This is a genomic window from Bradyrhizobium sp. BR13661 (assembly GCF_029892425.1).
Classification (GTDB): Bacteria; Pseudomonadota; Alphaproteobacteria; order Rhizobiales; family Xanthobacteraceae; genus Bradyrhizobium.
The window spans coordinates 260,684-285,753 of sequence record NZ_JARXWB010000007.1 but is presented as its reverse complement, the minus strand read 5'-3'; the positions used below and the strand labels follow the sequence as shown (position 1 = coordinate 285,753).

The following is a 25,070-nucleotide window of genomic DNA, read 5'->3' as shown; positions in this document are numbered from 1 at the left end:
CGGAGCTAAGTGGTTCGATCTGATCAGGCGCTAGGTTGTTACTGTCGCGGAAGACTCTCGTACACCGACTATGCCGTTTCAGACTTCGCCTGACGCTCGAATTTGCTGACCGTCTCCCAGAGGCGGTCCTCCTCGTACCAGCCGATAACATTGTTGTGCAAACGGTGCGCGGCGACGAGATCCTCGCTGCTACCATCCTCCTGTACCTTGATTACGAGAAGCATCACATGATTGTCGTCGTTCCCCTCGGCGGTAAAGGCCCTTATCGACAGCTTGTAGCCGTCCTTCTGAAGGGCGGAAACGATGTCATAGAGCCGCACCTTCGGCATCAGCTGATCTCCCCGGCCACGTACTATGAGTACTTCCCGCCCCTCGGAATTCGATTTCCATGTCGGCTATCTCGGCCCGGAAGGATACTGTTCGGCCCCGATTCATGAAGGCTTCAGCCCTTGATCGCTTTCGATTTCGTCGCGCGCTTCCGGATCGCTCATCGGCGGCAACGTGGCAAGATACGATTTGATCATGCTCAGCCGTACCGGAGCGAAACCGAGCACGTCGACGCCGATGTCGCACGACTGGACATTTCCGGGCAGGCGCCCGTGGCTGTGGCCATACAACATCAGGGCTCCCTTGCGGATGCGCGGCCAGGTGCGCATCGAATAGTGGCACAGAACGACATTCTGAGAATCAATCGATCCATAAGCAATGTCACGCACGCTCTCCCATGGCAGCGCAAGCGTTGCCGCGTTGTCGTGGTTGCCTTTCACCAGATGCTTGTGCCCGTTCAAACTCGCGAACAGCTTCGGCAACTTGGCGGCATCGTATCGGTGCGCGAAATCACCGAGGTGAATCACGGTATCCTCCGGCCGCACAGTCGCGTTCCAGCTCTCGACCATCGCTGCATCCATTTCATGGACATCGGAGAATGGTCGGCCGCACATCCTGATAACGGCGCCGTGTCCGAAGTGAGTGTCAGAGATGAGAAAAGTGGACATGAGATATCACTTGCCGTCCGCCTTGCGCTTGCGCGGCGGGAAGCGCAGCGTGATCGGGGACAGCGGCTGCACCTTGCGGACGCCGGAAATGAGTTCGCCGCACCCGTACATGTGCTCGCGGACAGCCGCATCGCCTGCTCTCTCCATCGCCACGATCTCGAGCACTGTCAGGCCAGCGAGCCAGACACGAACGTCGCGCGGCACCTTCTTAGGCGGCTCAAGCTGGCGCCATTCGGTCACGCAGTCGCGCGCCCAGCTCCAGACAACAATGGATATTCGAGTGCGATCCGCTTCGAGCTCTTTCTTTTGAATTGCCTGGTGCTTTCGCTGTTCGTCGAGCCAAGTCTCCCATATCACCCGTTGATCGACGACTTGCACCTGCGGCGCGGGGGTGTCCCGAAAGAGGCGGCGAAAAAATGCAAGCATGTCACACCCCAAATGAAGGTTTTAGCGTCGGTTCGACTTCAACAACAAGGTCCGGGATGAAATCCGGATTCTCGCGAGCGCGCGGCCCTGCTGCGTATCCTCTCGGGTTGCAGATCACGCGCGTGTTGCCAACAACGTAGTCGCGATTGCGATGGATATGCCCGTGGCACCACAGAGCCGGTGCGTTCTCGCCCTCCATGAGCTGCTCCAGCGAGCACGCATACAACCAGTCGTGCGCGTGCATATCGGGCTCGAGGCTCTGGCGGGATGGAGCCATGTGAGTCAGGCAAACCGTCTGTCCAGCGAAAGGCGTCGAGAGCTCGCGCTCCAGGAATGCGCGGCTCTCTCTGTGAAGGGCGAGCATTTGCGCCGGCGTGAAGCGATGCCTGTTCGAACCCCCTCCGAATCTGATTTCGCGGAAGTCATTATGGTACGAGTTGTCCCAAAAACGACCTCCGGCTGGGCTCCATCCCTTTTGGCTCTGCGACATCGCATCGCGAACCGTGAAGCCCGGCGGCAGGATCGAAAAGTCAGACCAGAGAGTGGCCCCGAGAAATCGCACGTCTTCGATGGTCGCGACCTCGTTATCCAGGAATGTGATTCCGAACCGTTCCGCCATCTCGCGCCCACGCTCCTTTTGCTGCTGATAGAAGGTGTGCTCTTCACCACTTCCCTGGAGCCCGCGATAGAAGCAATGATTACCGCACACATAGATCAGCGGTCGAGAGAACGTCCTGGCGACCCACTCCATGCCGCTGGTCATGGGGTTCGCAACGTCCCCCAAGATCACTGTAACGTCGCAATCGACGTCCGGGACATTGCGCCAGGCATTGTGCTCGTGGCTGACATGGAGGTCGGAGAGAACGCGGATGCGCATCAGACGAGGACCTCCCGCCGATCGGGTCTTGAGTTTGTCACGTCGAGATCCATGGCGACTAGGTTCTGCACGAGGTCTTTCCTTCCCGAACGCATTTACGATGCGTAAAGATTTACACCGTACACCCTTAATTGTCACGTTTCCAGCAAATTGGAGGGCCAGATTGTCAGATTTCAGCACCAACCCGTACACATATATTAGCGGCACCGCTGCACTTACTTCGATATTCTCGACCGCAGCGATGGGCGCGACGCACGACCGGGTTAATCGCTCGATCGCCCTCGCCCGGCTGGCCAAAGCAAAACACGCGCGCTTGCAAGCCACAAGGCGCTGGCACGAAGGGAGACGCAAGCTGGAGCTCGATCTTGCGATCGCTCAATGCGATGCGGCGATCGCTCGATGGCATCTCAAAAAGTTGGAGCAGGCCCGAACTCAGCAGAGCTGAATGACTTCTCCGAACCGACGAGCTGCGGGCGGTCGTCCAGGCTTGGGACGGTCGGGACGCCGGGGATTGAAATGGACCAGTACAGATGGCTGTAAGCCGCGGGTTTTCCCGCCTGCACCAATGCATCTCGCTGGTGTTCCGATAAACAAGCGAGCCAGGGAAGCAGCTCCGGCCGAACATCAGGAAGCGGTATTGCTACATCGGCGCAGGAGACATCCGCAGCCCACCTTAGAATGCGATTGACTTCGAGCTCTCTGTCTTGGCGCAGCTGTTCAGCAGCCGCAAAGGGATCGAAGCTCGGGTCAGGGTGAAACAACTCGTCGGATGCGGCATCCCCAATGTTGTGGTCGCTGAGGAGCGGCTCATAGGCCGCCGGGAACAAAATGCCGAGGATTGCGTGCACGGGCGCCAGCATCAGCGCCACACATCGGTTGGCAGCCCAGAGGAACGCGCGGCCCACCGCGGCCAAGATAGATCGAAGCATGCGAAGAACCCCTCTGTTGCTGTAGCTTGAGAGTGCTTTTTAAACACCAACAATGTCATTGGGTGTCCGGCAAGCCGCAAGGGACAATTCTATCGAGTGTGTGCGCTGCCGGATGATTACCTAAGCCGGCCGAAACTCGGCAATCGCAGAGCGGTCCTGACCAGAAGTTTTAGATCCGTGGGGGTGCGTCGCGGCAATGATCAGTTGAGTTAAGTAGCCACGTTTGAGGCGCACACGTGCGTTCATACTCGTGCGCGTTAAATTCTCGCCGCCCCCCATTACTTGGTGCAAAAAGAAACAGATGTTGGTGTGAGAAGGAACGTCTATCCGCACGGTCAATTTGGCCCGCTTTGGCACCGGACTCTGTGATGATGTCTTAGTTGTATCGTCGAGTTGGCGCTCCCCAAGCGCTTGAAATTGTAGGCAAATGCGCGATCGCACCGTATAATGCCCGCATTATGCCAGTATAATGCCCGCACGAAACGACGTGACTTAGGCTGGCGCGTGATTTGGCGGTTGGAAGCGCTAGTGGTCCAAATCTGACGCTTGGTACCCGCCTAGGGGCGGCCGTCGACCGTAGCAGACGTTCAGGCGGCGGCCGCGAGTGGTCCGCTAGCGATGCAGGCGCTTCCTTGCGCGTTTCAAGATTTCCTCCGACATCGGCGTCCCCGATACGATCCGAGCCAAGGTCATGGCGCCGATCATGGTGGCGTAGTCGAGCATGGCTTCGCCACGAACCGCCTCGGAAGACGGGTCTTCGGCCAGCGTCTCGATCATCTCTTCGATGACGGCCGCCGCCGCCGCGCGGGTCTCACCCGACGCCCGGGCGGCCTCGCTCCCCAAGGCCGCCATTGGACTTTTGTGCAGCTCTTGTCGCCGGCCGACAATCTCATGTCTCGCTGACCACCAGCAAATTTCCTCAGGTATTTTCGGAGCCGCGACACGCTCAGTCATCATGGCTAGCAGACGGGAAAGATCTAGCGGGTATCTCGTTGCCCCGCTTTGCCCCGCGTTCCAGAACTGCGTTGGGCGACCGTGGGCGCACCGTTCTCTTTAAATGCCTGCTCACGGACCCTCCGGCACACCCTCAGAACTTCACCGAGAGAGTAACCCTGCTCCTGTAGATCGACGAGCGCTCTGGCGACTATTCCACGTTCTCGCTCGGTCAACTCGCGAAGTTCCGATTGGACGAGGGCCCGCAGCAAGGCCATTGCCACGACGTTCGCTTCGGGGCGCCTCGCTTGGTCGTTCAGGACGCGCCATCTTGCTGTACGGAGGCGAGCCTTCGCCTTAACAACAGAGGCAGGTTGCCGAACTCCTTTTCGGCGCACACCATCCACTCCAGGACGCCACCACGTTTCCTGGCGTTCGCGATCGATAGATTCCACTGTCTCGCGGGTCACACTCATAAAAGGATCGTCGCATCTCCGCCAGCAAGGCGAAATCCCTAATTCGCCTTCTCACTCCGAGTCCGCCGACGAGTCCGTTTTTGACCAGACGCTGCTGCTTCCTGGTGCACCTCGGCCCCCCTTAGCGGGCTTTCTTCGCTTAGGTCGGCCTCCGCCTCAACCTGGTTGCCGATTTCCAAAGCTTTCCCGGAAACCGGTAAGGTATCAAGGCGCCTTGCCAGCCGAGGATTCCATTCTTTGCGAGGCATCCATCGACCGATGGGGTCAAGCTGCGCCCCTTCGTGGGCGTTGCAATAGTCGACGAGAATCCGCTCGATAAATTGGGAGCGCGTTATTCCATACTCTCTGCTTCTTTGGTCGAGCACGCTCATGAGGTGGGGATGAACGCGCTGCGCCAGGCGTTTGGTTCGCACGTCCAGAGGGTCGCCGAACGGGCGTCCCAACTTGACGCCCCGAAGTGCCTGCTGGGGGCCCCTTCCCTTTTTCGAACCCTTAACCACGATCGTACCCTCGGGTTTGTTTGTACATTTAATGGTGTACACTCCTCGGATGACTGACAAGCACCTCAAGGATTGGCAACGACTCGTTCAGGAAGATCGGGCCGACTGTACACCGCGAAATGTTGGGGATTCGCCCTCCCTGTCAACCTCGGCTAAGCCGATCCCAACTGCTCTATTGCTATTCAACACCTGGCCAGCCGCGGCGGCATGGACCTGGGCCAAGTTGAGCAAAATCGAAGGACTTCAACTGGATGACGTGGCGGCGGAGTTCTGGTCTGGCGAAAAAGAACGCAGCAAGCAAGCTTGCAGGCGGCTGGCCAACAGACTCTTCGACCTCGGCTCCGGCGAGGCGGCGCTCTGTGCGCTGATGCTCTCCGTTGATGCCGGCCAACCAAAGACTTTTGACGACGTGCTTCCGCACCTCGCCTCCGGTGCCGAGTACCTGTGGCGGGACGCTCATTCGGAACGCGAAATCGCGGAAATCCGCTCGAGGCTGAGCACCTGGTCGAAGGCAGCTGAGGGACATTTTAAAGGCGATCAGCGCAGCATCTTTTGGATTGCGCATCTACAGCTGATCGGGACAAATCAGGTGGCGCAGCCGGCCGCGCCCACACCTCAACCGGAGAAATGGACCTGGGCGGCGGCCCCTGAAGAGCGCAACGTTGTTGTCATGCCTAAAGCCAGGAGTTCGAAGCTCGGTGCAGTTCATGAAGACTTCAAGGACATGGTCGACGCCAAGCTTCCTCTCGTGATTGCCCGTGATGTGCGAGGTGCTCGAGATGTGTTGTCGGCTGAATATCCTCACGCCTTGAACGCTATCAATCTCGTGCTTCGCGAGTTGCGCGAAGGATATCCGGTTCGCCTCAAGCCTCTCCTGCTCGTGGGCCCCCCAGGTAACGGTAAATCACGTCTGGTCCGCAGAATTGGTCAGCTACTCGGACTGGAAATTTACCGGATCGATGGTTCAAGTTCGACGGATGCGGTTGCGTTCGGCGGAACGCCGAAAGCGTGGTCCAACACAGTTCCATGCGCGCCAGCTCGCGCGATTTGCCAGTCGCGCATCGCGAACGTGATTTGCTTCGTCGATGAGATCGACAAGTCTGCCACGTCTCAGCACAACGGCCGGTTGGTCCATGCCATTTTGCCACATCTCGAGCCCGAAACTGCTTGTCGTTACAGAGATAGCTCGCTTGACGCCGAGCTCGACCTAAGTTGGGTCGTACACATCGCCACGGCCACTTCAATCAAGGATCTGCCAGAGCCCCTGAAGGATAGGTACCGCATTATCAACATTCCTTCCCCCCGGCTAGCCGACCTGCCGTTGCTGGCGGGAAATGTCATGCGCGAACTTGCTATCGAAATCGGAGAGGAAGGATTCGTTCAGCCCCTTGCGAACGATGAGCTGGACGTCATCGCGCGTGCCTGGAGCGTGTCTGGCTTCAGCCTCCGGAAGTTGCGGGCGATCCTCTCCACGACGCTAGAACTCCGCAATCGAGCGGCAGTCTGGCATTGATCCCATGGAGTATCGGAAGCCAGCAATGGAGAAAACGAGAGCACGTAGCCTCACAGTCGACCTTTAAGTGCTACCTCAAGGGAGATGTTCGAGTTCGCGAAGCTGACCCAGACCCCTTTGATCGATGCCTAGAGATCAGCGCGCTCTACAGCCCCGCCGTAGCTTCGGTGCCTTCCGGGCCGACCGCGCTCGGGAACGCGCGGGCTGCTGCAAGAGTAACGAGCTGATATTCTGTCGGAATTTGGATTTGTCCACCCAGCCCGCGATTGAAACTGAGCACACATCCTCAGACAGCCAACAAGGGTCGTCCAGCGCAAAAACGTTCTCGAACGGGTATTGCCAACGGCCGGCCAGATGCAGGGTCTCTACAGCGGAGCTGGCCCAAAGGGCAGCATTGAGCGAATTACTTCCCATCAGATTTTCGCCTTCGCAAGCTGCGGACCTGGACGCCACAGCAGCCCCCCTCCGTCATCCCGAGACAGATAAGGCCGCGCCGCCTGCGAGTTCGTTTGTCTGCGCTCGCCTCCGATAACGAGTTGTTAGGCGCGAACCATGATAGCTGGTCCGTCCGAAGATGAGGATTGAGCCCGTTTCGGCGCGGCTAGGTTAGCTCCCGACAAGCCGGTACCGCACCGGCCTGCCGCGTCGTCCCCCGAGCGGTTGCACCGGCGGAGGTGCCAAATTGATCGAGCAAGTTGAAGACCATGAGGAAGATGATGCGAGGGAAATCCCTTCATCATTGCAGCACAGGATTGAGGAAACGCCTGGACAGGGTGACCTGATCAGGTCGGTCGTCGAAACCAGGGGCATTCGCAGCGCCACATGGCAGCAGTACAGGGACCCCATACAAGGTTGGACGGGCGACAACTTATTCGGGCCGCAACGCAGCGTGCGCGTAAATCCAGACCAGCCAGAGGAGTTGTTCACGGCAACACCGGCGGATATTCATTCGCTGCTGTACATGGCAGCGAACCGGCATCTTCGGGCCAAAAACAAAATGGATTTCTTCGCTGTCGTTGAATCGGCTGACAAGATGGCAGAAGCCGAGGGCAACGATCCGACCGAAACTATCTCGCGCCATTTGCGGCTCTGGATCGAGAAGATGCAATCCGAGACGGGTTTGCTTTCGGTGGAAACGGCAGCGGCTCGTTTTCTCCAGGCCTCCGACCAGCTCCTTATGCTGCTGAACGAAAATGAGCAGGTACAGGAGGCGGCGTTTGCCTACGCCGACGCGTGGCATTGGCTACATCTTGAGCTCTTTGGGGAGCACGAACTCGCAGCCAAGGGCGCTGACGCTGAGCGGGCCCTGAAGGCAGGCCCCGCCGCAAAACGGCAAAAGGGCGCTATTCGATCGGCGGTCATCGCCATGATCTACGAAGACTTTGCTCAGAATGAGCCCAAAGAGGCGAACCGGAAAAGTGCCAAATACGTCGCTCCGCAGATTCTGAAAGCCGTGAACCAATCCTTGAAAAAGTACGATCTAGAGCCTCTCGCGCTTGGCACTATAGAAAATCAGCTTCGCGCGATTATCAGGGATCGCGAGCCTAAGCGCGATTAGGTCCGCACGGACTGGCCAGTCCGTTTATCGTCTCCCCACGGACTGGCCAGTCCGTTTATCCGCTATTTTGAAATTCGCCTGCAAAGCGGCGATTCTTGACCCTCGCAAACCGGCGCTGACCCGCCGGCACCGAGGGTTACTGATGGATACTGTTAGATACCTGAACCGCAAGGAAGCGAGCGAATATCTGCTCGAGCGCCACGGCCTACGGCGCACCCCGAAATACCTCGCCAAGCTCGGTTCGAACGGCACCGGCCCTGCCTTTCACAAGGCTAACCGCCACGTTCTTTACGATCCGGCTGAACTGGATGTTTGGGCCGCTAAGCTCATCGGGCCCAGTGCCCTCTCGGCCCTTGGGCACCGCCTCAGGGCCAACGCCGCATGAGGGTCACTGAAACACAAAGCGAGATCCACGGCAGCATCCGGGCACTGGCGGATCGCAAAAACGCTCAACAGAGCGGCGACACCAAGGGTCTTCAGCGCCGGCAAGCCTTGTGGCTTCGCCGGCGTAATCCCGTCGATGCCCGCTGCTGCTGTCGTAATCGCGCGCCGCGCCCACAAGTCCGCGGAGGCGCGTAAGTGAACGCGCTATTCAAAATAGCTACTCCTGAAGAGCTGACATCACTGCGACTACAGTTGCGCAGCAACGGCTATTATCCGGTTCCCGTTATCGGTGCGCACATCAACATGAACGCGGCCGGAAAGCGACCAAGCATGAGGGCCTGGGCGACGGAATGCTTCAATGCAACTCCAGAGAAAATCACAAACTGGTCTTTGTCGCAGCGGAACTGCACCAACACTGGGATTCTGTGCGGCGAACTCATCGGAATCGATATTGACGTTCTCAATGATGTACTGGCATCAGGTTTGGTCGCCCGCACGGTTGAGCTGCTCGGACCCTCACCGTTACGCCGGATCGGCCGGGCACCGAAGACGCTATTACTCTACCGGGTCGAAACTCCTCACAAAAAGTTGGCGACCCCAGATTTGATTTTTGGCGATGATGCTGACAAAAAAGACGACCGAGCCAGGGTGGAGATTTTGGCCGACGGTCAACAGTTCGTGGCATTCGGCATTCATCCCGATACGCACGCGCCTTACCGTTGGCCCGAAAGATCCCCGCTCGATACCGCAGCCTCGGAAATTCCCCTCGTCACGTTCGAAGCGCTCAAGCAGTTCGTTGACGAAGCTGAACAGTTTTTGCGCGCGGCAGGCGGGCGCACAGCGCGAGAGATCAAAAGCGACACCAAAAGCGAACAGTCGATCAAAGAGCCGCGGCGCGAGCAGCGCGAACGTCATGAAGAGATTGCGCCGGTCCTTTGGGGCGGCGAGAGACCGAGCCGCGAGTTAGTATCCGATGCGCTCGATCGTATTCCCAATGATATGGATTACGACGGGTGGATACGGATCGGATTCGCTCTGTATGAAGGGCTCGGCGAGAGCGGGCGCGATCTTTGGGAAAGGTGGTCCGCTCAATCTCACAAAAATGATCCGCAGCTTACAGCGCAGAAATGGCCTAGCTTTGCGGCGGGCAACTCGATCACGATTGGTACGCTGTTTTGGCACGCGGCACAAAACGGCTGGCGATCGCGGTCTGTTGACAATCCGTTGGGGGATAAAGCAGCTCTTGCCAACGGGCAAATTGATGACTGCTTCAAGCTTCCGTTTGGATACCGTTTTCGAGATGACGGGCTCTATTGGATCGACCCTGACCCGGAAAAGCCTGAACTCATGCTGGCGGGTTGCTTCGATATCGTAGCGGAAACTCGCGATGGCGATGGCACCAGCTGGGGCGTGTTGCTCGAATGGAAAGACCGCGATGGCCGCCAACACCGGTATGCTCTGCCCAAAGCAACGCTCGCCGGTGATGGTTCTGAGGCGCGGAAAGCTCTGCTTGATGGTGGATTATTTGTAAGCCCGGTGCAAAAGGCGCGGACCCAATTCAACGCCTTCCTGTTGCAGGTCAGATCGCGCGGTCGAGCAAGGGCTACTCAGCGGGTCGGCTGGCACGGGCTATCCTTCGTGCTGCCCGACGAGAGTTTTGGCGAAGCGGATGGTGACAAGCTGCTCCTGCAGACCAATACCGCGCACGAGCACACCTTCCGTCAAAGCGGAACGCTTGAGAGTTGGCAGGAGAATGTCGCACGGTATGCGATCGGCAATGGTCTGCTCGTACTTGCATTGTCGGCCGCGTTTGCTGGTCCCCTGATTGGGCCGTGCTCTGCAGAAGGTGGTGGCATTCATTTTCGCGGAGCCTCTTCGACAGGTAAATCCACCGCCCTTCACGTGGCCGGATCTGTTTGGGGAGGAGGTGGGGTTAAAGGATTTTTGAGGTCGTGGCGGTCCACTTCGAACGGTCTAGAAGGAGTCGCTCTCAGCCATTGCGACACTCTTTTGTGTCTCGATGAACTGTCGGAGCTCCCCTCACGCGAGGCCGGCGACGCGGCTTACATGCTCGCTAACGGATCAGGAAAAGCGCGCAGCGCTCGCGATGGCTCGGCGCGTCGGTCGGCAAGCTGGCGAACGTTGTTCCTTTCCTCCGGCGAAATTGGATTGGCCGACAAAATCGCGGAGGATGGCCGTTCCAGGAGAATGGCAGCAGGACAGGCGGTTCGGATTGTTGATGTGGCGGCTGATGCCGGTGCCGGGATGGGTATTTTGGAGGAACTCCATGAGTTTCCCTCGCCTGACGCGCTGGCGCGCCATTTGACGAAAGCGGCGCAGCATCATTACGGAGTGGCAGCGCGCGCTTACCTCAAGGCGATCGTCCCGATAATGACCGATCTCCAGAATCAGGTCGCGGATATCACGGCCCTGTTTTCCATCAAGTACGTTCCTCCCGGAGCCGACGGTCAGGTCGAACGGGTAGCGCGGCGGTTTGCACTGATTGCAGCTGGCGGCGAGATAGCTACCCGTGCAGGCGTGCTACCTTGGGAGCGGGGCGAAGCCGTGATTGCCGCTGCCAACGCGTTTGAAGCATGGATGGTGGCGCGTGGAGGGAGCGCGCCTGCCGAGGAGCGAGAAGGAATCGAGACGGTTCGCGCCTTCTTGCTCGCAAACGGAATGGCGCGGTTTATTCCGGCCTGGGACGACGCGAAGTTTGCTGAGGCAAGGATGGCATCGAATCTCCCGCCGCCGGCTCGCATCGCTGCCCGCGACGTTGCCGGATATCGGCAAATGAGTGGGGACGCCTGGGACTATTACGTCACCCCGTCAGCATGGAAGGAAATCTGTGCGGGACTAGACCCCCGCCGAACGGCGAGCGTTATGGCCGCCAAGGGGCACCTGGTCGTTGCTGAAAAGGAGCACCTCACGAAGTCGATGCGCATTCCGAATTTTGGAAAACAGCGCGTTTATCACGTCGTCGCCGCATTCTTGGAAGGCGACGATAATGCATAGCTTCGGAACCCCAGCCGACGACATCGCGGTACTTGTGGCGGCTAACTCAATGTCGTTCAGGAACACCGGGGACACCGGTGGCACCGGTGACCGCTCGTCCAAGTTATTGAGATCGGAGAGAGACGCCGTCCCCGGTCAAGAAGAGGAGCTGTCTCCGGTCACAAGGGACCGGGGACAGGCGCTCGCGCCAACCGGGGACGGAAAAGCACAATATCTTTCGGACGTTCTCGCAAACGTCCCCGGTGTCCCCGGCTCCACCGGTATTTTGTTGGGTGTTGAGCCGGTCGCGCTCGCCTGTCGCTTCGAAGTGAAGGGATACCCCACTGCTCTGCGGCGGCCACAGGTGATCGGGATGACCGATCAGACCGCGCTCATCGGGCGTTTGTCCGACGCTTCACCTGCCAGCGGTCTCCTCAAAGCATCGCCGTTTGTATTTTTCACGGTTGCAGGTCAGCCTGACGCATCAGGCTGCCAGTCATTGGTGCGAGCATGAGTGAAGCGATCGAGGCCAACACAGGGCGGCTTGACGAGATCAGGCCCATGCTGTCACTTCGCCAAGTCCTGGCGCTCGTGCCTTTTTCGAGGACGACGCTCTATCGCGAAATGGATGCCGGCCGTTTCCCCAGGGCGCGAGAGATCGCACCCCGGCGGATCGCTTGGTACAAGTCAGATGTGCTTGCTTGGCAGCAGCGTATCGACTCGAAGATCGCGTGCCCCTCAAACTAGCTGACCGTGTATCAGCATCGTGCTCATTCTTCGCAACGGGCTCCCCGATCATGCTGGAAGCAATTCCTCGGAATCCAGAAACAGATGACTCCACTCCAGAGCAGTGCCGGACCATGCTCACGGGGCCGCAGTGCGGCGACGACCATAACGCGCCCCCTAATAAAGGCACCCTACCCCGATTGGGTGCCCTTTTTCCGGCCTTCTATCAAACAGCAAGGAAAGGAAAATCCCGATGACTTACTGCTATGCCCATTTCAAGGCCGGTCCGCCAAGCCGCATCCTGGCAGCGCTCGGTCCCGCCTTCCTCAAGGCTCTCGAGTCCTCGGTCAGCTACATGGACTTCAGAGAGACCATCGTTAGGCTCAACGACGCGCCCAACGGACGCTTCACGAAGGCGGCGCGCCGCTACGCGGAAGTCTGCAGCCCGGGCGAGCGCGAGCTGCTCAAGGGCATCCTGCTGCTCGTGGATTTTGCGCACGTCGCCGACGAGATCGCGGCCGGCGAAGCCTATGGCAATATGACCCGCTGCTCCGGATCGTTCCGGGAGGGGTTCGCGGCCTGCGTCGTGAATGCGGGGTAGCAGCTCCGCTTCTTGCGGAGTGGGAATTAGTCGCGGGAGAGACGGGACCCGCAATAATACGGTGTACAGTTGTGACTGAGAACAACGCACGTTGACATAGTGGTAAACGTACTTACGTGACCTTGGTTGCGGGCAGACCACTGGAGGAAAAATGTCAGGCCACGGAAAGGAAGGCGGCGGGCGTGAGCATCACCCTCACGAACCTCAGAAGCACCACGAGCACGAACCGCATCACCCCCATCATCACGAGCCACCGCCCCCGCCGCCGGGGCCCCCAGGGCCGCCGCAGCCTCCAAGTCCGCCGCCGCGTCGCGTCGGCTGATGTCAGAGGACCCTGCTGAACAGCAGGATATTCCGCGCCCCCGCTGGGACCGCCGCTATCCGGGATGGTACCAGCGGGAGTTGAAGGCTTTTGCCGACGCTGGCGTTTCTCCGAAAATCGATGAGAAGGTCCTCACGGACGGGCGTCTGGAATTGACGTTCGATTGGCCGCTCGGAGATCGCATGATACCCCTTCACGCTATCTATCCGGACGGCTACCCAGAGGCCCGACCGCACATCAACCTCATCGACCCGGCGCTTTTCCCTAAGCGGCACTGCTCGCCTCTTGATGGCAATCTGTGTCTCCTTGGACGGGACACTCGCCAATGGCAATCGAACTGGACTGTTCCGAAGCTTCTGCAAGAACAGTTGCAGGCTGCGATGGAGGGCGGAGGGGACGAAGATCCGCAAGGAGAACCGGCGGAGGTATGGTGGAACACTAACAGTCTACCGGATTCGTATTGCTTGATCGATTCCGACTGGTCCCTCCTAAACGCCAAGGGCCCGGGTACGTTGAAGATCGCTTACGTCGCTCATATTGATAAAGATTCCGAGCGGCCGGTTCTGTGCGCGCTGGTGAAGAGCATCTTCGATGCGGATGGTAATGAAATCGCCGCTTGGAATGGGCCATGGCCGAGTACGTTGCAGAGCGGTGCGGTTCGGGAGATGGAGATCACGTGGGTCCGGTCGGCTGAACAGTTGCTGCCGACCCCGATGATGCACGATCAGACCGCCGGATTGGGCGAACTTTTGAAGGGGCGCATCAACGCTACTCACGGGTTTGGCTTTGATTCCACATCGACCCGAGGTCATCTCGTTGCAACCCTCTACCCTGCGGAAACTCAATTTCGGCACGATGGCGAGTCGTGGCTTTTCGTGCTCGCTTGCGGGAAACCCGCCGCATTCTATCCGGGAAAGAAGGCTTCGCCTCCGGGCAAGAAGGGGCCGGAAATCAGCGCTTTCGTCATCAAGACGTTGCGAGCCGGGAAAAGCGACCTCAGTTCGCGTGCTTCGGCCACTGCGACACTAGCGACGAAATCGGTGGCACTCGTTGGTACCGGAGCGATCGGAGCTCCCCTTGCTATTGAATTGGCGCGCGGCGGCATCCGCGAACTCAGATTGATGGATCACGATACGGTGGAGCCGGGCAACACCGTTCGTTGGCCCTTGGGGTCTTCGGCTTGGGGGCGACTGAAAGGCCAAGCGTTGGCGGATTTCATAGCTCGCGAATATCCGGCGACTAATGTGACCTACATACATCACTGTCTGGGGACTTACTCGCTCCAATCGGGGACGGGAGACGATTCCGCATTCGAGCAAGCGCTCGCTGGCGCGGATCTCGTCATCGACGCAACGGCCTCATTCGGACTGACATCTCTCATTCAAGAGCATTCGCGGTCGCGCTTTCTGCCCTTCGTTTCGCTATACGCTACCCCTACCGTCGGTGGCGGAGTGGTCGCGCTTTCGATGCCCCGCAGCGGGTGTCTTGTATGTCTCGAGTGGGCGTGGAAGGACGAACCGAACGTCATTGCAGCTCCTCCAGGCATGTTCGAAGACGGCGAGCTGATCCAGCCTCCTGGATGCGCCGAGCGCACCTTCTCCGGTACTTTCTTTGATCTCCAGGAACTTTCTCTGCAGGCAATGCGAGTGGTGGCGGGCTTTTTTGCCGGCGGCGTTCCTCCATCATCCTCTGTCGTTTACACCTTGGCCTTCGAAGACCAAGATGGGATCCGCGCGCCGGCATGGCGCAAAAACAGTTTGCCGCCTCATTCCCGATGCTCATGTCGCCGGTAACGGTTTGGCTTTCGACCCGAACCCTGTCGTCGCTGAAGACCGAGGCGGATCGGCAGTTTCCGCTTGAAACGGGCGGAGCTCTAATCGGGTACTGGAGCGACGCTGATACCGTGGTCGTAACCGAGTTCGTAGGACCCGGCCCGGACTCGGTTCACCGACGGTATTCCTACCAACACGACCACGAGTGGGAGGCTGCCCAGATCGCCGTCCTCTATCATCGATCTGGTCGTTCGCACGTCTATATCGGCGACTGGCACTCGCACCCCGAGGCAAGTTCGGGTGACCTCAGTGGGACCGATCGGCGCTCTATCCGACGCGTCATCAAATCACGCGAAGCTCGCGCTCGCCGGCCCTTGATGATCGTGCTCTTCGGAAATCACGAGCGCTGGACGCCCTCGGTTTGGGTCGCAACACTCGAACCAAGATGGGGTTGGCAACAGCTCTTGATCGGCGCAGTTAAGTTGCAGCTCTTTTCAGCTTGATCTGTCACGACCGACTGTCCGCTTGCGCCGGGATCGCCACGCTCCCGTCGAATTCCGCCATTTTGCGCCTGTTATCGACTGCTGAATCTCAAAGCGTAACTGGCGTTTTATGCGCTGCGCTCCGAGCCTGGGTCCAGCTTATCGCGCATCGGATACAGTCTCTTCAATGCCTTGGAGAAGCAGTAGATGAACCTTTTATGCTCATCGCCGCAGGCAGGTAACCGACGCCAGACCGAAGGGTGATGGCGCTGGCAAATAGAAAGGCGACCTCCATGGGAGAAAACGCCTCGGCCTTCGCGCCAGGCTTTTTCTTTTGTGGTTGGCGTGGGTGCGTTTGGGATTTCCCGGGATGTATTTGGATTCCTTACCCCAACCTTACCCAGATAACGATTCTTAAGGTACGGTATTTTTGTCGACCCTATTAAGCTTTTGGTTTTGCTAGTAATTGTGGTCGGGGCAGCTGGATTCGAACCAACGACCTGCAGTACCCAAAACTGCCGCGCTACCAGGCTGCGCTATACCCCGAATGTCCGGCGAGCCCCGTCGATACACGCTTCCAGGAGGGCCAGCAAGCGCGTTCAGCCACCCGAAAGGCGGCCGGGACCGCACCTTCAAGGCCTATTTGTTACCAAACAGGGGGTGGCCAACGCGGTCACCCGGGCGGATGCCGTATTTCTGGGCTGTTCCCGCCACGACCTCCAGGACAGCCCGGGCGGGCCCCTTCGACGAGATGATCTTGGTCGACAGCGGTTCGGTATTCTCGGCGATGCGCAGGATGCGGCCGTCGGCGCGAATGAAGATCATGTCGAGCGACACATAAGTGTTCTTCATCCACATCGAGACTTCCTGCTCGGGGTTGAAGTCGAACAGCATGCCTTTGCCGTCCGCCAGTTCCTTGCGGTACATCAGCCCGGTCTGCTTTTCGTCCTCCGTGGTCGCCATCTCCACCGAAAACACCTGAACGCCATTCTTGGTGACGATCTCGAGCGGCTGGACGCTGGCCGCGCGAACGGACACGCTTGCGACAGCGAAGCCAGCGACGACGAGGATGGCGGCAAGCCAGCCGCGGGCAATGGACCGGACGGCCTTACATTCAGAGCTCATGGCAGGATTCTCGGAATACACTCAAAGTGCCTGGCGGCGAGGACCGGGCCTGACGGCCCGGGACTGCGACATCCTTACGCGGCGATCATGACAAAAGCCAGAAGCGCGCGACCCGTGGGGCCGCGCGCTTCTGCTCACGAATACGGGAATTTGAAGCCGCTAGTGCGACTGGAGCCCCGGCGAGCCGGTCTCCGGATGGATCTCGGCGGCCATCATGCCCTTGGAGCCGGGCCCGAAGCGGACCAGCACGTACTGGCCCGGGCGCAGCTCGGTCATGCCGAAGCGGCGCAGCGTCTCCATGTGCACGAAGATGTCGGGCGTGCCCTCGCCGCAGGTCAGGAAGCCGAAGCCGCGAAGCCGGTTGAACCATTTGACCTGGGCCCGCTCGAGTCCGCTGGTCGCGGTCACCGTGACGTGGGTGCGCGGCGGCAGCATCTGCGCGGGATGGATTGCGGTCGACTCGTCCATCGAGACGACGCGGAAGGCCTGGTAGCCCTTGGCGCGCTGAATGCACTCGACGACGATGCGGGCGCCTTCGTAGGCGGTCTGGAAGCCGTCGCGCCTAAGCACGGTAACGTGCAGGAGCACGTCAGGCCATCCATTGTCGGGAACGATGAAGCCGTAGCCCTTTGAGGCGTCGAACCATTTGATGACGCCATGAACCTCGACGAGGTTGGCGCTGCCCTCACCTAACCCTGTGAAGGGACTGAGCGCACTGTCGCGTCCGGCGCCGTGCTCACCCGACGCGGGAACTCCCAGCTTCTTGGACTCAAATCCGTCCGACGACCCCATAACCCCGGACCCCACACATGTCATGCAACCCGCCACATTGGCGGCGCTCGAATCACGCGCCTTAAGAGAAGGTTCTCATTTCGACGCGACGCGAATCTTTCGAATCAAAAGATAACACTCCCGGTTGCGAGGCATAGACAAAAAAGAGATTCGCCGGAACCTATGAACAGCTTGCACAGGCGCGAATCAAATTGCTGCCTCAATTACCGACGAAGGGGCCGAGGGTTTCGCCGATGTCGTGGTGAATGACGAGGTCGGCGATGTCGTCCTGCTCGGTCGGCTCGCGATTGATGATCACCAAACGTGCACCTGCGTTCTTCGCCATCATCGGAAAACCCGCCGCCGGCCAGACCACGAGCGAGGAACCGATCGCGATGAAGAGATCGCAGGCCTGCGACAGCTCGGTGGCGCGCTGCATTTCATCCTCGGGCATCGCCTGACCGAACGAGATCGTTGCGGACTTCACGGGCTCACCGCATGCGGTGCAGTCGGGCGCGGCGCCGTCCCTGTCGAACCGCTGCTTGACCCAGTCCAGCTGGTAGACCTGCCCACATCCGATACAGCGCGCGTAAGTGGTATTTCCGTGAAGTTCAATCACGCGATCGGCCGCAAAGCCCGACGCCTGGTGCAGATTGTCGATGTTCTGGGTGATCACGGCCGGAATCTTTCCGGCGCGATGCAGCGACGCCAGCGCACGGTGGCCGCGGCCGGGCCTGGCTGCGGCGAAGACCTCCTCCATCGCAAAACGGCGGCGCCAGGATTCATCGCGCGCTGACTGGCTCGCAACGAACTCGTCGAACTGGATCGGGCGGTTACGGGTCCAAATTCCGCCCGGCGAGCGGAAGTCGGGAATGCCGCATTCGGTCGAGATGCCGGCACCGGTGAACGGCACGATGATCTTGGCGCGCGCGATCATCTCGCCGAGTTGCTCGACGCCGCTCTGAAGATCAGATGCAATCACGCGCCGCCTCCCGATTCAAATTCGTGGCTCACTGCAACATCTGCACGCGACAAGATTGTTGACGCTCTTATCCACCGCCGCGCAAGTCATTGACGGCATTCACGCGGCAATTTTTTCCGGCCATCGCATATCACATTCCTGCAATGCCGCCTCCCCATTGACGCCCCAATCAGAAGCGCCAATGCATGTGTTGACGCGACTCAACGTGATTGCGGCGGCAGTGCTTGAGTTCAGGAGTGCACACATACTCAAGTGGAGTGGGGATTTTGACATGACCGAAGACGAACAACGCAAGATTCGCGAACGCGACGAGATCGCCGCCCGTGTCGCCGCCTTCCGTGCCACGCAGGAAAGATTCAAGCGCGAGCGCGAAGAGTATTTCGTCGCGACGCTCGAGAACGCACGCAAGGTGGAACGGCCCTCGCTCTGGCCGTAAGCGCATCGCGCCAGCTTCGCCAACGAAAAAAGCCCGGAGCATCGCTCCGGGCTTTTCGATTCCACAGCCGTTACCAGTGACGGTAGTAGTGGCGGTGTCGATAGTACGGTCCACCGTAATAGGCATAGGGGCCAGGGCCATAATAGGCCGGGCCATCATAATAGCCGTAGCCCGGTCCGTAATAACCGTACGGATGGGACGCAGCGATAGCGCCTGCGGTGATCGCACCGGCGGCAAGACCAAACGCCAGGCCCGGGCCGATACCACGCGCCTGCGCGGGGGCGGCAACCGCGGTCACGCCGACGGCTGCGACGGTCGCCAGAACTGCGAGTGTCTTCTTCATGATCTCTCCTCCTTCGCATCTCGCAGGGACAACGCGGGCCACGCGCAATGGTTCGCCTCTGATGGAACCGGGCCGCGCAGAAATAATCTCGCTGCCCGCGGGAACGATTTCGCTGATGGTGGATTGAGCGAAAGATGGATTGAGATTGCAGATGCGAGAGCCTCCGCCATCCGGGTGAGGCAGAGCATGAAGACCCCGTCAGCATCTCCGCGGTGCTGGCGGGGTTTTCAATGTCGCGGACAAGAATGCCGGCCGCTCTGTTGTGCGTTGCGGACACGCGCCTCGCGCACGTTGAGGTTATCCGCTTTCGCGCAAGCTTTCGTTAGCAGGCGGCGAGGCGCGTTCAGGCGTCAGCGAGCCACTTCAGGGATGCGCGAAAGCCGAGGCTGCGATGGCCCGCGACCAGCACGGTGCCGTAGACCTCGGCCCCCTCCTCGTTGAACGTGCCGGAGAAGCCACTGGTCGCCTCGCTGCCCGCGAACAGCGGCCTCACCAGCGGATCGGCGAACGGCGAATGCTGGTTGGTGGCGAGCTCGCCCTTCCAGGTGCCGTTGCCTGACGTGTAGGACCCGCGTGACCAGAAGTAAGGCCCGCCGCCGAGCAGCATGCCATCGCGCAGGATCAACACGCCGCTGTCGCGGCCCTTCACGCCGTCGAGCATGTGGATGTGGATGGAGTAGAGCCCGTTCTTCATGGATGCGCCCGCCGTCACGGACGACGATAGCGCGGCGTGCCGGGAGCGTCGAGACGGCGATCTGCTGCAGGCTGCCGTCCGCCGCCCCAATTTGTTCCAGCTTCGCCTCCGTTTCGTTCACGAAGAACGAATCGGAATCGACGAAATCAGCCCGCAACAGGCCTTAACAAATCGTTTGCGTGCAAACGAGCGGTCAACCGCCGCGAGCGCGCGATCAGACAATGTCGCCGGAGATCGCTTGAAGCGCCGGCAACGACGACACCATGATGCGACGCATCGCCAAGAACGCAGCGACTCGTTTTGATAGCCACTCGTTTTGATAGCGACTCGTTTTGATACAGAAGCCAGGCCGGACTTCGAACACACGCGGCCTGTTCTGCATCCGACTCCATTTCGTTCTCGAAGAACGAATCGGAATCAGGCAAATCGATGGGAAGCATTTCCTAAGGATCGATGAAGCAAGGCGACCTGACGTCAGGTGGCCATCGCCTCGCGCCAAACACACTCACGCAGCCGCGCGCTTAGTGGTCGCCTTCTCCGAAAAGCATTCGAGGATCTGGATGCGCAGTTCTTCCGCGGCCGGGCCCTCCACCTTCCTGAGCTGGTTCCAGAGCCGGATCACTTCGCGCTGTTTCTCGACGGTCATGAATCACCTCCAAAGCGGATGACTCACTAGAACAAAATGAGAACAAAAAGTCCAGTCCCTCGCGCGTTCTTTCTTGTGCATGTCGCGTTGAACCTTTGTTGCGCGCGACAGACCTATGGGAGCTGGGGATTTCAGCGCCCAGTTATCTGGCAGCGCCGCGATGGACGAACATATTCCGTCACCGCGGCGCTGTTGCTTTTTGGATTTTCAACCTTAAGTTAGATGCAGGGCTGGCGGCCAGGCGCTGAAATCCCAACGCCGCCGGCAAAGAGAGCCCCGTGCGCAAGCGCGGGGTTTTTCTTTTTGGAGCTGATGCCGATTGGCGAAGTCCGCGCTGAACTTTTTCAGCGCTGGCGCGTCTTAATGAGTGAAGCTTCCCCCAGGCTTCACCCCCATCCGAAAACCCCGCTTCCCCCAGGCGGGGTTTTCCCCTTTCTGGAGAACCGGATCAGACGGCGTCCTTCGCAACCTTCAGGGGCGAAGCCTTCACCGACTTGCTCGCCGGCTTTGCCGCAAACTGCATCGGCTCCTTGGTGAAGGGATTGACGCCCATGCGGGCCTCGGTCGCCGGCTTGTTGACCACCGACATCTTCACAAAGCCGGGAATGACGAACTCACCGGCCTCGTTGAGCTCCTTGTAGCCGACCGTCGCCATGTACTCGATGACCGACTTCACGTCGTTCTTCGCAAGCTGCGTGCCTTCGGCGATCGCATCGATCAATTGAGCCTTGGTCATCTTCGCCATGTCTGGATTGTCCTCTGAATGGGGTGCCCGCGCTGCGATGTAGCCTTGTCCCGGAACCGGTAAAACTACGCGCGCTGCGTCTGTTCGCGCCTGTCGGCCACGAAGCAGCCGGGCTTAGAGCCCATTGAGGCCGAAAACGCAAGCAGCAGTTCGACTTGGGTTCAACTTGGGTTCAGCAGTTCGAGTTGGGTTCCGTCATGTTTCCTGACCCTGCTGCCGAGCTGCGCGGAGTTGTCCACATCAGGTGTCACCTCCGTCGTGAAACTTTCGATACGATCGATGTTGTTCAGACTCTGGTAACCCAACGCCGCCACTCTGCATCCAGTCTTGTTGCGTTGGAGTACCCCACAGTGCTGAATTTTGACGAGCTGCGCGAACTCGCAGCCGATGTCCGCGTCTTTGTCGATGTCGCCGAAGACAAGGCCGAGGCGCTCAAGTCGGTGATCAGAGCCTACGACGTGGTGCTGGCGATCTTCCCGTCCGGAGACGGCATGGGCCTCCACGTCATCAAGGGCAAAGAGATCCTGGACGGGCTAGCCAAATCACGCACGCATGCGAGCTACAGCCACACCGCGATCGCGGTGCCTGATCTCGAGCATGCCGAAGTGCTGAAATATCTGACCGCATCCGCAGAGCAACGGATCGCGGCGTAGTCGCAGACGGCGCCAATGCACGGTGTCATCGTCATCTCGATGGCACTGTGCCGATCGATCATGATTTGCATCAAGGAAGCACAACCAAAGCGCGCATAAGGTTGAAGCTGGTGAGCTGCCTTCATAGGACAGGCCCGTGCTTCCTGACCCCACATGCCGATACGCCGTGTGTGTTCACGTGACAGGGCTCTTCGTTATCGAGGAGACCCACGCCGACGGAACGTCTGAACGTTTGGTTGGAGGCTTCAATACAAGGCGTGCCGCAGAAGCCTGGATTGCAAAGCAATCCCCGCGCTCCCCCGGCGGCCCTTCGGGCGACCAACCGACGACAGGCTGACGAGCCGGCTTGCATTCAGATACCGATTTTTCAGACCGCTCCCGTCGAGCGCATCTCGCTGCCCCCGCATCGAATTCAAATCGCGGCAAACTTACGCTGAAGATACCTATCGACTTCCGGAAGATTTGCCATCAGGACGGTGCTCCAATCCGGTTGAGGCCAGAGAAATACCGGCAGCGGTGCTCAGTGCCGGCGTGCGGCCGACAAGTCGATTAGCCTGATCTTCAGCACTCCGGCGCGAGATGGTGCGAGGATAACTCACACCCGCACCAAGACCATGAGCAGCAGCACCGAGAACAGAAAATCACCACGGGTCGATTTCTCGCGCGGCGTTGATGTCCAGATCGTCGCCATCGACGGTACCTGGAGCCGCCCCTGCCGGATGATCGACGTCTCGCAGATGGGCGCCAAATTGCTGGTCGAAAACACGGTCGATCGTACCAAGCTCAAGGAATTTTTTCTGGTGCTCGCGACGAGAGGAACGGCCTTCCGACGCTGCGAACTGGTGTGGATCAATGGTGAGCAAGTCGGTATCCGGTTTCTCAAGGGTGCCACGGATCGGCCGGCGAAATCGGCGTAATCCCCCGTCAGTGCCCCCACACGGCAGCTGCGACGCCGATCCCGATCAATCCGAGGCCGATGACACCAGGCGCGAAATCGACGGCGTCTTCGACGCCGAACAATTTGGCGATGACTGTCCCGACGGCACTGAGGACGATCTCGAAGATGAAGCCGAACAAGGCGTCAAGCATGGCTGTTCACCCTGCCTTGCCTTCTGCCTCGCCTTGGCGCGCGTCATGCACGATATCGCCAATGGTGCTTCCCACCACCATCGCGGCGACGACGGGCCAGCCGGCCGACACCAGAAGGATAGCGCCGTAGCGGATGCCCTCGCCGGGATGCTTGTAGCTATCGAGGCCGGCGAAGAAGACCATCGCGACCAGGCAGCCGACCAGATATCGTTTGAAGCCACTCACGGCGAGATGTCCTCGTTTTCCGGGCATTCGTCGCCCCGAACAGCATCCCGGTTCATTGGGCCGCAGCCCCGGCCCTCCGCCCGCGATGTGACGCGGCTCGCCTGGCTAACTTCCATCGCCCGCGTCCTTGCTTCCGAAGTGGAGTCCGGCCCCAACCAACATCAGCGAAAAATTCACACCAAATAGAATGTGCAAGACCAGGCTCGTGTCGTCGCTCACGTAGCGGACGTCGTGCCGGGATACGTAGCGCACAGGATGCGCATCATCAGGCTCGTGAGGAGAGATGGTCACAAGCGCAAGCCACGCGATCGTGCCGCAAAGCGCCGCAACCCACGCAATCCTTCCAAGCCTTCGCAGCCAGCGCTTCATGCCGATCCCGTCGCGGGCGGATCTTGATTTGCCTTTTTAGTCGCACCGCTTTGCCATGGGGTTCAGGGACGACATCCTCGCCCGGGACCCGCGCGGCGCGCAGATGGTCGCGACGAACGATGAGCCGGAATGCCCGGCTTCATTTAGCGCGATTGAGCAGGCGGCGAGCTGGTCGAAACACCAGATCTCGGCGGCTGAGGATTCGGCTCAATTTGTCCTGCTTTTCCTGGGCGCCCCTATCAGGACCACCAAGATGAAACACACGACAACCGCCAACAACACGAACGGCCAGTAGACATAACCGTACCAGATCGCCAAAAGCAAAAAGCCCATCACGTACTGACCGGGGTCCATGCCATCTCTCCACGAGGTTGCGGCCAGGGATCGTATCGCTCAGTGGTTTCGGCTTTCTTTCCGCCGGCTATGGCCGCTACTGAACTGTCACTCTCCGATGCTAGCCCTAGTTCGTAGTTCCTCACTCCGGCTTTGCCTTGCTCCGCAACCCGAGCATCAGCAAGACGACAGCCAGGATGATGGCCACGCCGATGAACATGAAGCCGCCGGTGATCATGGCCTCCTTCCAGGGTGCAGCTTCATGCCCCACTGCCGTGATTGGCGAGAGCGCGGCTGTCCCAAGCACGGCGGCCGACGTCGTTACGATCCAATTGCCGTAGGTTCCGACGAGCAGCGCCCAATAGGCCACGGCCTTCGTTCGTGCCGATAGCCAGACCTCGTTCCAGATGGCGCCGACCGCCAGCAGGAACGTGCCGTTCATCACGCCCTCCAGATGAGCGGCCAAACCCATCCTCACATTGGTGAAATGCTGCTCGGCCAGCCCCGTCAGCAATCCGACCAGAAACAAGGCCGCGCCATGCCAAAGGAGCCTTCGTTTTTCATCCGCCATATGGACTGCCCCCCTGAAGTGAGACACGATAATTGCAGTGACAGCTCGTAGGATGGGCTGAGGTCGCGCGACGACCCGTGAAGAGCATTCGGCAGCGAGCGCTTAGCCCTTTACGATTTCCGCCCGCATAGCCTGCACGCGCTTGTTCAGAACCTCCAGTTCGGTCGCGTCCATGCCTGAGCGCTTCAGCAACAGGTCGCCCAGACATCCCGACCGTTCCAGCAAACCATGGCCGGCTGAGGTCATCGTCACCGCGACCTTGCGTTCGTCCTCCATGCCTCGCCGGCGCTCAACCAGTCCGGCGGCCTCTAACCGCTTAACCAATGGAGTCACCGTGCTGGATTCGAGGTCCAGCCGACTGGCGATAGCGCCCACCGTCATCGGACCGCCCTCGCCGAGGGTGCAGAGCACCAGGTATTGCGGGTAGGTCAGGCCCAAATCGTCGAGCAAAGGCTTGTAGGCCCGGGTGATAGCCATGCTGGTAGCGTAGAGAGTGAAGCAAATTTGGCGATCTAGGGGGCGCAACTTCGCGGTTTTCCTGGTCATGCTCTAAAATATCACAATAATTGATATCGCGACAATTAATTTTGTGGACAGCAC

Annotated in this window: 32 protein-coding genes and 1 tRNA gene; 14 read left to right on the top strand and 19 right to left on the bottom strand. The window is 59.5% G+C overall.

Going from position 1 to position 25,070, the window contains the following annotated elements; all coding sequences use genetic code 11:
• Positions 1 to 68: 68 nt before the first annotated feature.
• The 4 genes from M2427_RS14875 to M2427_RS14860 form a co-directional block, all read right to left on the bottom strand.
• Positions 69 to 329: a hypothetical protein gene (locus M2427_RS14875; protein WP_280707110.1), complete on the bottom strand. Its 261-nt coding sequence runs from the start codon at positions 327 to 329 to the stop codon at positions 69 to 71.
• Positions 330 to 431: 102 nt separating this feature from the next.
• Positions 432 to 995 (bottom strand): metallophosphoesterase family protein, encoded by a 564-nt coding sequence (locus M2427_RS14870; RefSeq protein ID WP_280707109.1) that lies wholly within the window; start codon positions 993 to 995, stop codon positions 432 to 434.
• Between the two features lie 6 nt (positions 996 to 1,001).
• The gene (locus M2427_RS14865; protein ID WP_280707108.1) at positions 1,002 to 1,421 is read right to left on the bottom strand and encodes a hypothetical protein; all 420 of its coding nucleotides are present in this window, start codon (positions 1,419 to 1,421) and stop codon (positions 1,002 to 1,004) included.
• A gap of 1 nt (position 1,422) precedes the next feature.
• A complete protein-coding gene (locus M2427_RS14860; RefSeq protein ID WP_280707107.1) occupies positions 1,423 to 2,298 on the bottom strand; it encodes a metallophosphoesterase family protein in 876 nt (291 codons plus the stop codon).
• Between the two features lie 163 nt (positions 2,299 to 2,461).
• On the opposite strand from M2427_RS14860, the gene M2427_RS14855 reads away from it, so the two are divergent.
• On the top strand, positions 2,462 to 2,743 hold the full coding sequence (locus tag M2427_RS14855) for a hypothetical protein (protein WP_280707106.1): 282 nt from the start codon (positions 2,462 to 2,464) through the stop codon (positions 2,741 to 2,743).
• Here the strand turns inward: M2427_RS14855 and M2427_RS14850 are convergent.
• Both M2427_RS14850 and M2427_RS14845 read right to left on the bottom strand, forming a co-directional pair.
• Positions 2,706 to 3,227 carry a hypothetical protein gene (locus tag M2427_RS14850; RefSeq protein WP_280707105.1) on the bottom strand — a complete coding sequence of 174 codons (522 nt, stop codon included), beginning with the start codon at positions 3,225 to 3,227 and terminating at the stop codon, positions 2,706 to 2,708. The genes M2427_RS14855 and M2427_RS14850 overlap by 38 nt on opposite strands.
• Before the next feature lie 612 nt (positions 3,228 to 3,839).
• Positions 3,840 to 4,079 (bottom strand): hypothetical protein, encoded by a 240-nt coding sequence (locus M2427_RS14845; protein WP_280707104.1) that lies wholly within the window; start codon positions 4,077 to 4,079, stop codon positions 3,840 to 3,842.
• Positions 4,080 to 5,185: 1,106 nt separating this feature from the next.
• Between M2427_RS14845 and M2427_RS14840 the strand changes: the two genes are divergently transcribed.
• The 8 genes from M2427_RS14840 to M2427_RS14805 all read left to right on the top strand — a co-directional run bounded on the left by M2427_RS14840 (position 5,186) and on the right by M2427_RS14805 (position 15,027).
• Positions 5,186 to 6,649, top strand: a complete 1,464-nt coding sequence (locus tag M2427_RS14840) for an AAA family ATPase (protein ID WP_280707103.1) — start codon at positions 5,186 to 5,188, stop codon at positions 6,647 to 6,649.
• 682 nt (positions 6,650 to 7,331) lie between these two features.
• Positions 7,332 to 8,207, top strand: coding sequence for a hypothetical protein (locus tag M2427_RS14835; protein WP_280707102.1), 876 nt, complete (start codon positions 7,332 to 7,334; stop codon positions 8,205 to 8,207).
• 142 nt (positions 8,208 to 8,349) lie between these two features.
• Positions 8,350 to 8,592, top strand: a complete 243-nt coding sequence (locus M2427_RS14830) for a hypothetical protein (RefSeq protein ID WP_280707101.1) — start codon at positions 8,350 to 8,352, stop codon at positions 8,590 to 8,592.
• Positions 8,593 to 8,786: 194 nt separating this feature from the next.
• A complete protein-coding gene (locus M2427_RS14825; protein ID WP_280707100.1) occupies positions 8,787 to 11,606 on the top strand; it encodes a DUF927 domain-containing protein in 2,820 nt (939 codons plus the stop codon).
• Entirely contained in the window at positions 11,599 to 12,099 is a 501-nt protein-coding gene (locus M2427_RS14820) for a hypothetical protein (RefSeq protein WP_280707099.1), read from the top strand. The genes M2427_RS14825 and M2427_RS14820 overlap by 8 nt, the downstream gene beginning before the upstream one ends.
• Entirely contained in the window at positions 12,096 to 12,332 is a 237-nt protein-coding gene (locus M2427_RS14815; RefSeq protein ID WP_280707097.1) for an AlpA family phage regulatory protein, read from the top strand. The genes M2427_RS14820 and M2427_RS14815 overlap by 4 nt, the downstream gene beginning before the upstream one ends.
• 232 nt (positions 12,333 to 12,564) lie before the next feature.
• Positions 12,565 to 12,912: a hypothetical protein gene (locus M2427_RS14810; RefSeq protein ID WP_280707096.1), complete on the top strand. Its 348-nt coding sequence runs from the start codon at positions 12,565 to 12,567 to the stop codon at positions 12,910 to 12,912.
• 321 nt (positions 12,913 to 13,233) lie between these two features.
• Positions 13,234 to 15,027, top strand: a complete 1,794-nt coding sequence (locus M2427_RS14805) for a ThiF family adenylyltransferase (RefSeq protein ID WP_280707095.1) — start codon at positions 13,234 to 13,236, stop codon at positions 15,025 to 15,027.
• A 930-nt stretch (positions 15,028 to 15,957) separates the two neighbouring features.
• Here M2427_RS14805 and M2427_RS14800 read toward each other — a convergent pair.
• From M2427_RS14800 to M2427_RS14785, 4 genes are all read right to left on the bottom strand, one after another.
• Positions 15,958 to 16,034: transfer RNA gene (locus M2427_RS14800), tRNA-Pro, on the bottom strand.
• Positions 16,035 to 16,127: 93 nt separating this feature from the next.
• Complete coding sequence (locus M2427_RS14795) at positions 16,128 to 16,613, bottom strand: DUF192 domain-containing protein (RefSeq protein ID WP_280707094.1); 486 nt, start codon at positions 16,611 to 16,613, stop codon at positions 16,128 to 16,130.
• Between the two features lie 159 nt (positions 16,614 to 16,772).
• Positions 16,773 to 17,405 (bottom strand): cold-shock protein, encoded by a 633-nt coding sequence (locus M2427_RS14790; RefSeq protein WP_177243663.1) that lies wholly within the window; start codon positions 17,403 to 17,405, stop codon positions 16,773 to 16,775.
• Positions 17,406 to 17,604: 199 nt separating this feature from the next.
• Positions 17,605 to 18,366 (bottom strand): NAD-dependent protein deacetylase, encoded by a 762-nt coding sequence (locus M2427_RS14785; protein ID WP_280707092.1) that lies wholly within the window; start codon positions 18,364 to 18,366, stop codon positions 17,605 to 17,607.
• Between the two features lie 55 nt (positions 18,367 to 18,421).
• Between M2427_RS14785 and M2427_RS14780 the strand changes: the two genes are divergently transcribed.
• Positions 18,422 to 18,802 (top strand): hypothetical protein, encoded by a 381-nt coding sequence (locus M2427_RS14780; RefSeq protein WP_280707091.1) that lies wholly within the window; start codon positions 18,422 to 18,424, stop codon positions 18,800 to 18,802.
• 70 nt (positions 18,803 to 18,872) lie between these two features.
• Here the strand turns inward: M2427_RS14780 and M2427_RS14775 are convergent, their stop codons facing one another.
• Together M2427_RS14775 and M2427_RS14770 are read right to left on the bottom strand one after the other, a co-directional pair.
• Entirely contained in the window at positions 18,873 to 19,145 is a 273-nt protein-coding gene (locus M2427_RS14775) for a hypothetical protein (RefSeq protein ID WP_280707090.1), read from the bottom strand.
• Between the two features lie 343 nt (positions 19,146 to 19,488).
• Positions 19,489 to 19,839: a GrlR family regulatory protein gene (locus M2427_RS14770; protein WP_280707089.1), complete on the bottom strand. Its 351-nt coding sequence runs from the start codon at positions 19,837 to 19,839 to the stop codon at positions 19,489 to 19,491.
• On the opposite strand from M2427_RS14770, the gene M2427_RS14765 reads away from it, so the two are divergent.
• Entirely contained in the window at positions 19,838 to 20,143 is a 306-nt protein-coding gene (locus M2427_RS14765) for a hypothetical protein (RefSeq protein ID WP_280707088.1), read from the top strand. The genes M2427_RS14770 and M2427_RS14765 overlap by 2 nt on opposite strands.
• A gap of 201 nt (positions 20,144 to 20,344) precedes the next feature.
• Here the strand turns inward: M2427_RS14765 and M2427_RS14760 are convergent, their stop codons facing one another.
• Entirely contained in the window at positions 20,345 to 20,485 is a 141-nt protein-coding gene (locus M2427_RS14760; protein WP_280707087.1) for a hypothetical protein, read from the bottom strand.
• 448 nt (positions 20,486 to 20,933) lie between these two features.
• Positions 20,934 to 21,230, bottom strand: a complete 297-nt coding sequence (locus M2427_RS14755) for an HU family DNA-binding protein (RefSeq protein WP_280707086.1) — start codon at positions 21,228 to 21,230, stop codon at positions 20,934 to 20,936.
• Positions 21,231 to 21,580: 350 nt separating this feature from the next.
• On the opposite strand from M2427_RS14755, the gene M2427_RS14750 reads away from it, so the two are divergent.
• Together M2427_RS14750 and M2427_RS14745 are read left to right on the top strand one after the other, a co-directional pair.
• Positions 21,581 to 21,883 carry a hypothetical protein gene (locus M2427_RS14750; protein ID WP_280707085.1) on the top strand — a complete coding sequence of 101 codons (303 nt, stop codon included), beginning with the start codon at positions 21,581 to 21,583 and terminating at the stop codon, positions 21,881 to 21,883.
• Between the two features lie 680 nt (positions 21,884 to 22,563).
• Complete coding sequence (locus M2427_RS14745) at positions 22,564 to 22,800, top strand: PilZ domain-containing protein (protein ID WP_280707169.1); 237 nt, start codon at positions 22,564 to 22,566, stop codon at positions 22,798 to 22,800.
• A 7-nt stretch (positions 22,801 to 22,807) separates the two neighbouring features.
• On the opposite strand, the gene M2427_RS14740 is transcribed toward M2427_RS14745, so the two are convergent.
• From M2427_RS14740 to M2427_RS14730, 3 genes are all read right to left on the bottom strand, one after another.
• On the bottom strand, positions 22,808 to 22,972 hold the full coding sequence (locus M2427_RS14740) for a hypothetical protein (protein ID WP_280707083.1): 165 nt from the start codon (positions 22,970 to 22,972) through the stop codon (positions 22,808 to 22,810).
• Positions 22,973 to 22,978: 6 nt separating this feature from the next.
• The gene (locus M2427_RS14735; protein WP_280707082.1) at positions 22,979 to 23,197 is read right to left on the bottom strand and encodes a hypothetical protein; all 219 of its coding nucleotides are present in this window, start codon (positions 23,195 to 23,197) and stop codon (positions 22,979 to 22,981) included.
• Between the two features lie 105 nt (positions 23,198 to 23,302).
• A complete protein-coding gene (locus M2427_RS14730; RefSeq protein ID WP_280707081.1) occupies positions 23,303 to 23,566 on the bottom strand; it encodes a hypothetical protein in 264 nt (87 codons plus the stop codon).
• Positions 23,567 to 23,621: 55 nt separating this feature from the next.
• On the opposite strand from M2427_RS14730, the gene M2427_RS14725 reads away from it, so the two are divergent.
• Positions 23,622 to 23,861, top strand: a complete 240-nt coding sequence (locus tag M2427_RS14725) for a hypothetical protein (protein WP_280707080.1) — start codon at positions 23,622 to 23,624, stop codon at positions 23,859 to 23,861.
• A gap of 180 nt (positions 23,862 to 24,041) precedes the next feature.
• On the opposite strand, the gene M2427_RS14720 is transcribed toward M2427_RS14725, so the two are convergent.
• Together M2427_RS14720 and M2427_RS14715 are read right to left on the bottom strand one after the other, a co-directional pair.
• Positions 24,042 to 24,470 carry a hydrogenase gene (locus M2427_RS14720; protein ID WP_280707078.1) on the bottom strand — a complete coding sequence of 143 codons (429 nt, stop codon included), beginning with the start codon at positions 24,468 to 24,470 and terminating at the stop codon, positions 24,042 to 24,044.
• A gap of 102 nt (positions 24,471 to 24,572) precedes the next feature.
• Entirely contained in the window at positions 24,573 to 25,016 is a 444-nt protein-coding gene (locus M2427_RS14715; protein ID WP_280707076.1) for a MarR family transcriptional regulator, read from the bottom strand.
• Positions 25,017 to 25,070 lie beyond the last annotated feature (54 nt).